Annotated in this window: 6 protein-coding genes; all 6 read left to right on the top strand. The window is 42.5% G+C overall.

Annotated elements, in window-relative coordinates; translation table 11 throughout:
- Positions 1 to 587 (top strand): sensor histidine kinase (locus ACFO6W_RS05625; protein ID WP_379994401.1); only part of this gene is annotated, 587 nt, incomplete at its 5' end.
- Positions 584 to 1,339, top strand: coding sequence for a LytR/AlgR family response regulator transcription factor (locus ACFO6W_RS05620; RefSeq protein WP_379994399.1), 756 nt, complete (start codon positions 584 to 586; stop codon positions 1,337 to 1,339). The genes ACFO6W_RS05625 and ACFO6W_RS05620, both read left to right, overlap by 4 nt.
- Positions 1,340 to 1,512: 173 nt before the next feature.
- Entirely contained in the window at positions 1,513 to 2,439 is a 927-nt protein-coding gene (locus ACFO6W_RS05615; RefSeq protein ID WP_379994398.1) for a DUF6268 family outer membrane beta-barrel protein, read from the top strand.
- Positions 2,436 to 3,773 carry a TolC family protein gene (locus ACFO6W_RS05610; protein ID WP_379994397.1) on the top strand — a complete coding sequence of 446 codons (1,338 nt, stop codon included), beginning with the start codon at positions 2,436 to 2,438 and terminating at the stop codon, positions 3,771 to 3,773. The genes ACFO6W_RS05615 and ACFO6W_RS05610 overlap by 4 nt, the downstream gene beginning before the upstream one ends.
- Before the next feature lie 2 nt (positions 3,774 to 3,775).
- Positions 3,776 to 4,834: an efflux RND transporter periplasmic adaptor subunit gene (locus tag ACFO6W_RS05605; RefSeq protein ID WP_379994396.1), complete on the top strand. Its 1,059-nt coding sequence runs from the start codon at positions 3,776 to 3,778 to the stop codon at positions 4,832 to 4,834.
- Between the two features lie 3 nt (positions 4,835 to 4,837).
- Positions 4,838 to 7,942 carry an efflux RND transporter permease subunit gene (locus tag ACFO6W_RS05600; protein ID WP_379994395.1) on the top strand — a complete coding sequence of 1,035 codons (3,105 nt, stop codon included), beginning with the start codon at positions 4,838 to 4,840 and terminating at the stop codon, positions 7,940 to 7,942.
- The last annotated feature ends 1 nt before the right edge of the window (position 7,943 follow it).

Below are 7,943 nucleotides of genomic sequence, written 5' to 3'. Positions count from 1 at the left end.
TTGGTACATGGGGTCAATTTAGACTGGCACGAGGGGGCAACGCTCACTGGATTTTCCAGAGGGCGCAGATAAACCCGCATTTTCTGTTTAATTCGCTGAACGTATTATCGTCATTAATATATATGAATCCGAATAATGCGAATAAGTTTACCAAAGCCTTGTCAAAGACTTATCGGTATGTACTTTCCCTAAATAGGCGACCGATGGTTTCTGTTGAAGAAGATTTGGATGCACTGGAATCATACATCTTCCTAATGGAAATGAGATTTGAAAACTCTTTTACTTTTACGGTAAACAAAACGTGCGCCAATGAAAGTAACATGATTATTCCCCTTACCCTTCAATTACTGATAGAAAATGTATTCAAGCACAATGTCGCAACGGAAGAAATGCCATTGGATATAAAAATTACTATCGGAAGTGAATACATTACAGTAGAGAACAATATCCAACCCTCGAATGATACGGATAAAGGAGGAATCGGGTTGAAATATCTCACAAAGCAATATAAATTGTATGCCAAAGATGTAGTTGTCGAGCATACACCCCAAATGTTTATTGTAAAAATCCCCTATATACAGCTATGAAGTACCTGATAGTAGAAGATGAGCGATTTGCATACGAAGAGTTAAAACGTATGATGACGGAATTACGTCCCTGTTATTCGTTGGAAAAGCGGACGAAAACAGTCATAGATACCATTGCGTTTCTGAAAACTTCTACTGTCGATTTAATACTTTTAGATATCCGTCTTGCCGACGGCAACTGCTTCGAGATATTTAATCATGTAGAAGTTTCTACGCCTGTAATATTTACCACCGCTTATGATGAACACGCTATTAAGGCATTCAAACTGAATAGTATTGATTACCTGTTAAAACCTTTTGACGAGAAGGAATTAGAAGCGGCATTAACCAAATTTGAGAATATCTTCCATACTGATTCTCACAAAACCGATCCGAAGAGCTTCGAGCAGTTATTGGTTACCAAAAACAAAAACCGTTTCCTTATATCGAAAGGAGAAAACTATCATTATATAGAAACAGCGGATATTGCTCATTTTTACAGTGAAGAAGGGGTTGTATTCCTACATACTTTTCACAATAAACGGTATATCATCAATTACACGTTAGACCAATTAGAACAGCAGCTTGATAGCCGTATGTTTTTCCGTGTATCGCGTAATTGTATCGGCAATGTGAAGTCAATCGAGAATGTTGCCAAATACTTTAACAGTCGCTTGAAACTCTCCTTCCAACCTGCCTGTCCACACGAGGTCTTAGTCAGCCGTGTACGTGTGCCCGACTTCCTAAAATGGATGGATGGGATTCTGGAATAACCCCAAAATAACTATTCTTCTTTTTGAATAGGGTATGGAAAAATTCCATGCCCTTTTTTCTGCATTTCACTTTGTCGATTCTTAACTCTATGGTTTCTCGCTTTCAGCATTGCGTTATTCATCGTTCCTTTGCTGAAAAATTAAACGAGTATAAACACATAAAATTAAAAATCATGAAGTTAGCATCATTGTTCTTAGTAGTATTGGGAACCCTTCTATGTCTGGAAGGGAAAGCACAACAATTATCGTTCAAAACCGAATATCTCGGAAATTCCGGTTATTATTTCCTGCCTCCCGGCGAAAAGCCAAAAGAGAAAATAGGCGATGCCAATGGTTCCGCCGTAGTTTATCAGGGAGCGTTCAATATGCCCCTATCCGTGAAACTGAATGAGAACAATCGTCCGACTGCTTGGGGGATTGGTCTTGGCGGGTCGTACACTTCGTTGAACAACAAAAATTTCACGGACGATATGGTTTCCGAAATCATGAATTTACAGGTAGGGCTTTACCACTTACGACCGTTAAACGACAAATGGTCGATGCGGGCAAGTGCGGGCGTGGCGGTACTCGCTCCTTCGGCCGATCTTTCTAAAATCAGGTTCAAGCACGTACTTGGAAGCGGCGGAATTATCTTCATCCGCCACCTGAAACCCAATCTATCTATTGGCGGCGGTGTGGCTATCAATAGTTCATTGGGTTATCCGATGATATTCCCTGCCGTGTATCTTAATTGGGAACTTGATGGGAAGTTCGATATGAATGTAGAGCTGGTCGAAGGGTTGGACGTATCAGCAGGTTATAGTTTCAACGATTGGTTTAAACTATCGTATGCTTTAGAAATGAATGGACAGGCAGCTTTGCTTGAAAAGGACGGCAAAGATGTCATATTCTCCCACCAATATATCGTTACGGGGTTTCGTCCCGAAATAAAGGTTGGCAAAACCGGATTATCCATGACTGCTATGGCAGGGCTAAACCTGTTCCGTCCGGCTTCTTACAGCGACCGAACTTTGAAGGGAGTGTTTGCAGCGGATAATGATTATTATTTCGCTGTTTCCCCATACGTGTCTCTCGGAATCAAATACAATTTCGGGAAATGAGGACGATTCAGGTTTTGTTTGCCCTATTGATAACAGGCAATAGTGTCATGGCGCAAAATTCAAATGAGAAGTTTACGCTTGGGCAATGCCTCGACTTTGCCATCAATAACAGCTATGCCGCGCATAGGGCAAATCTCGATGTCAGTGAGGCTGGTTATCAGATAAACGAAGCCCGGTCGAATGTGTTGCCGCAGATAAACGCTTCGGGTGGTTTCGACCATAGTTTGGTTTTACCCACAACGATGTTGCCCGGCGAACTTATCGGCGAGAGCGGAATGCAAATCCCTGTTCAGATGGGTTCAAAGAACGAATTGGATTTTGGCGTTTCCGTTGAACAAATAATCTTTTCGCCCACCTTATTTACGGGGATTAAGATAGCCAAGAACAATCAGGAACTTCAAAGTCTTCGGGCAGCTATGACAAGAGAAGAAGTGATTTTCGATGTAAGCAATGCCTTCTATGACATTCTTAACAGTATGCAGGAATTGGAAAACATTCATTATATGGTATCCATGCAGGATTCGCTTTGTCGGCTAATGGAAAAGCGAGTGGAAGAAAACGTAACGAGGGAAGTCGATTTGAACCGTATTAAGGTAAACCTAACCAATTTACGGGCAAGAGGTAAAAATATGGGAAACGTCATATTGCAGCAGAAACGTTATCTGCAAATCCTAATCGGTATTCCCATTGAAGATGCTTTTGATGTGGACGATTCGGAAGTTCAAAGCATTGGTCTATCCGAACTTCGAGGCTATTCACAGCCGCAAAACAGGATAGAACTCGACGTATTGAACAAACAAAAAGAAATGTTGGAACTTGAAATCCGTAGTCATAAAATGGAGTATATGCCAACATTGTCGGCAATAGCCTCCGCCGGGTATCAATTCCAATCAAACAGGCTGAATCTAACGAGAGAGCCGTGGTATAGCTCTGCCATCGTCGGGGTTCGTTTAACCATTCCAATTTTTGATGGTTTAGGCAAGCGAAGCAAGATAAGACAAAAACAAACACAGCTACAAAGTTTGGATTGGAACATTCGGGAAACACAGCAAACCCTGTCAGCCAATTACCTGAACGCGAAAAATCAAATGGAAGTAATCTACGAATTGGTACAGGTGCAATCCGAGAACCTGAAGCTGGCCGAGAAAGTATATAGCCAGACAATGGCATTGTACACCGAAGGTTTGGCGAGTATAACAGACCTCCTTGAAACGGAAACCTCTTTGCATGAAGTAAAAATAGCCTATACCACAGAACTCATCCGCTACAAAAAGACAGAAATAGATTTGTTGAAAGCAAGCGGTACACTTAAATACTTATTAAGTAACAATTAAGAATGAAATCAAAAATAGTAATCCCAATTATAGTAACTGTTTCCATCGTCGGCCTTATCGCATGGAAGCTGGTCGATAATAAACAAACCATTGACCGGAATGCCGAATTATCATTGACCGTAAATACAGTAGTTCCCGTCATGGTTGAGAAACCCCAATATATTGATTTGAGCGAAAAAATAAGCGTGAACGGTCGTATTGATTCGGAAAACGAGGTGGCTGTTTATTCAAAGACGCAGGGTATTGTTATAAGAAAACACAAAAAGGCAGGCGATGTTGTCAGCCGGAGAACCGTGATCGCACAACTTGAAAACAATGTAATACGGGAAAATATACGGCTCTCCGAATTGGATTTAGCGAAAGCGAAAAAAGATGTGGAGCGTTTCCAAAATCTCGCGTCCATTGGTGCGGTAACGGTACGGGAACTGGAAGATGCCCAAATTACCCTACGCAGTATCGAGAGCAGAATAACCGACTTACAAGACCAGTTATGTAATACGACCATTACCTCCCCCGCTTCCGGGGTCATTAACAAAGATTATTTCGAGGAAGGGACGTTGCTTTCCGTTGGCAGTAGTGTTATTGATATTGTGGATAATAAAGCATTGAGAATGTATGCCAACGTAACGGAAAAAGAAGTATTGAAGCTAAAAACAGGCATGGAAGCGGTCATTACGACAGACGTATATCCCGGCAGCACATTTACAGGCAGAATTGAGGCTATTTCTCCTAAAAGCAACGACCAATACTATTATTCGGTCGAATTGGTATTGAATCATCAGGGGCTAAGGCCCGGTATGTTCGCCACCGCTATTTTTAATGTGGACGGGAACAACCGCAATACTCCCGTAGTAAGCCGAGAAGCGATTGTAGGCGGCATGAAAGACCCGCAGGTATTTGTGATAAGGGATTCTAAAGCCTATAAAGTAGCCGTACAGGTTGGCATTTCGGACGGAGAATATATTGAAATAACCGATGGTATATCGCCCGATGATGTCGTTGTAAAAAGCGGACAAATCAATTTGATTGACGGTACAGAGGTATCCATTCTAAACTTATAAAACATGAACATCATAAAAATGTCAATCACTCGTCCGACTACTGTTGTCGTGATGTTTGTTATACTCGCTTTTTTCGGCGTTTATTCTTTGACACAGCTTAACAGGGAATTAATGCCCCGCATGGAGTTTGACGTTATTTCCGTCAGCACCCTATATCCGGGAGCCGGAGCCAGTGAAGTGGAAAATTCCGTAACCAAAAAGATAGAAGATGCCGTCTCTTCTATCGAAGGAATTGAAGAAATTACCTCTACCTCAATAGAGAACTTCTCTTTGGTAACTATCCGGTTAAAGGCTGGGAGTGATTTGGATAAAGCCCTTCAAAATGCACAGCGAAAGGTAAATGCCATACGTTCCGACCTGCCGGAGAGCGTGAAAGAACCCTCTATAAATGATTTTAGCCTCGCGGATATTCCCATTATGACAATCGGAGCAGTCGCAAATATGAGCGAAACAGAATTTTATGACCTCATCGACCACGAAATAAAACCTGCTTTGGAGAGAATACCGGGTGTGGCACAGGTTACACTTATCGGTGGGAATGAACGTGAAATACAGGTAAATATCAATGAGGAAAGAATGGCGGCATACGGGCTTTCCATTCTCGACATTAGTAATGTATTGATTAACTCTAACCTTGATTTTCCTACGGGAAAGATTAAAAGCGACAATAAACAAACGCAAATTCGTTTACAGGGGAAATATAGCAGCCTTGCTGATATTGAGAATGTGATATTGAAGTATATGCCTGATCGAACAGCCGTAAAAGTGAAGGATGTTGCGGACATACACGACGGAAGCAAGGAGATCGAAACCCTTAGCCGGATAAATGGAATACCGTCTATTGGTATTACAGTACAACGTTCTACCGATGCCAATACCGTAGAAATATCCGAAACTACACGGGGGATACTGGATGCCTTAGAATCAGAATATGAAGCCTCCGGGTTAGATTTTATGATAGCGGCTGATAATGCCGAATTTACATTAGAAGCCTCCAACTCCGTGATGATCGACCTTGTAATAGCTATCATTCTGGTAGCCTTTACAATGCTACTATTTTTGTGTAGTGTGCGAAATTCCATTATTGTTTCCATAGCCATTCCGCTATCGCTCGTTTCCACGTTCATTGTCATGTATCTGTTCGGTTTCAGCCTTAACCTGATGTCATTGTTGGCGATAACGCTGGTGGTCGGCATTTTGGTCGATGATGCCATTGTCGTTATCGAGAATATCCACCGTCACATGGAAATGGGGAAAAACAGGATGCAGGCGGCATACGATGGACTTCGTGAGATAGGCGGTACAATCGTTTCCATTACACTGGTGCTGGTGGTGGTGTTCATCCCTATTTCTTTGACACAGGGGATTATTGCCAATGTATTTCGCCAATTTGCCGTTACTATCGCTATTGCTGTACTATTCAGTTCGTTGGTTTCTTTTACCGTAGTTCCGCTACTTTACTCCCGGTTTGGAAAAATAGATGAATTTAACCGCGAGGGCTTTATCGGACGAGGCATTCGGGCTTTTGAGAACCGGATAGAGAGGATAGCCAAATGGTTTTCAAGTCTTTTAGGTTGGTCTTTGTCGCATAAGCTGATTACGTTGGTGGTTACTCTTGCGGCTTTGATAGGCTCTGTAAGCCTGATAGCGTTCGGTTTTATCGGAAGCAACTTTGCTCCGATGGGCGATCAAGGGCAATTTGTTATGAAGCTGGAACTGCCCCGCGATGTTACCATAGAACAATCCAACCAAATCACTTACCAAGCGGAAAATATTTTGAGAAGCAGCCCCTTAGTCGAAACCGTATTTACCACCATAGGCGCGGAAGAAAACGGACAACCGCAAGCCCGCTTAGCCGATTTGCGGGTAAAGATGATTCCGCATAATCAGCGTAATATTTCAACTTCCGATTTTTCACGGGAAGCAAAACTTTTTCTGCAACAGCATATACCTGAAGCACAAATATGGGTGGCAACGACCGACCTAATGGGAAATATAGATGAAGCTCCGATACAGTATTACATTACCGGACATCATATTGATTCCGTGCGGACGGCAGCCAATCTTCTTCTCCACAATATCAAATCTGTAAAAGGGATAGTCGATCCCAAATTATCAGTCGAAGAAAGCAGTCCCGAAATCAGGATCATTCCTGACCGTGAAAAGATGGCGGCATTAGGAATCCCTTTTGAAATGTTGGGTATGGGATTGGGAAACGCATTCAGCGGAAACAATGATGCAAAATTCAGGCAAAATGAATACGAATACGACATCAATACCCGCCTTGACAATTTCGACCGCAGGAGTACGGCGGACGTTGAAAATCTCACATTCATAAATACCTCCGACGAAGCAGTCAAACTGAAACAGTTTGCACGGATAGAAGAAAGCAATGCGCCGGGTATTTTGGAACGCCGTAACCGTAGTGCTTGCATAACGCTGAATTGTCAGGTTGGCGGTCGTCCCATTGGCGACATCGGGCAAGATGTTAGCCAACTAATAAACTCCCTTGATTTGCCGGAAGACATCACGATAATTCCCGGCGGCGAACTTGAAATGCAAGACGAAAGTTTTGGCACAATGGGAATAGCGCTCATCATTTCCATTCTGTTGGTTTACCTCATCATGGTATTATTATACAATAACTACGTGTATCCCTTTGTAGTATTAATCTCTATTCCTCTTGCCATAATAGGTGCATTACTCGCTTTGGCTCTGACGATGGATACCCTTAACCTGTTTACTCTGCTGGGCTTACTTGCACTCATAGGGCTTGTCGCCAAAAACGCCATCATCTTAGTCGATTTCACTAATCAGTCGAAAGAAAAAGGCATGGAACTGAAAGCCGCACTCATTGAGGCAACCCGACAACGATTCCGTCCCATTCTGATGACAACGGCTGCAACGGTAATAGGTATGCTTCCTATTGCATTGGCAACCGGAGCAGGGGCCGAATGGAAAAACGGTCTGGCTTGGGTTATGATTGGGGGATTGATTAGTTCTATGTTCCTGACGCTTATTGTTGTTCCGGTGGTTTATTGCGTGATGGATAAAATGTTGGCAAAAGTGGGATTGGGTAAGAAAAAAGTTATTGAAATAAAAGAATAAT

This window comes from Dysgonomonas termitidis (genome assembly GCF_042654545.1).
Taxonomy (GTDB): domain Bacteria; phylum Bacteroidota; class Bacteroidia; order Bacteroidales; family Dysgonomonadaceae; genus Dysgonomonas; species Dysgonomonas termitidis.
Note: the sequence above shows the minus strand (reverse complement) of the source record. Positions and strands in the feature narration are given on the sequence as shown.

What these genes read in the sequence shown, in the direction of transcription:
- ACFO6W_RS05620 (WP_379994399.1), top strand. Translation starts at nt 584, where the DNA reads ATGAAGTACCTGATAGTAGAAGATGAGCGATTTGCATACGAAGAGTTA.
- ACFO6W_RS05615 (WP_379994398.1), top strand. Translation starts at nt 1,513, where the DNA reads ATGAAGTTAGCATCATTGTTCTTAGTAGTATTGGGAACCCTTCTATGT.
- ACFO6W_RS05610 (WP_379994397.1), top strand. Translation starts at nt 2,436, where the DNA reads ATGAGGACGATTCAGGTTTTGTTTGCCCTATTGATAACAGGCAATAGT.
- ACFO6W_RS05605 (WP_379994396.1), top strand. Translation starts at nt 3,776, where the DNA reads ATGAAATCAAAAATAGTAATCCCAATTATAGTAACTGTTTCCATCGTC.
- ACFO6W_RS05600 (WP_379994395.1), top strand. Translation starts at nt 4,838, where the DNA reads ATGAACATCATAAAAATGTCAATCACTCGTCCGACTACTGTTGTCGTG.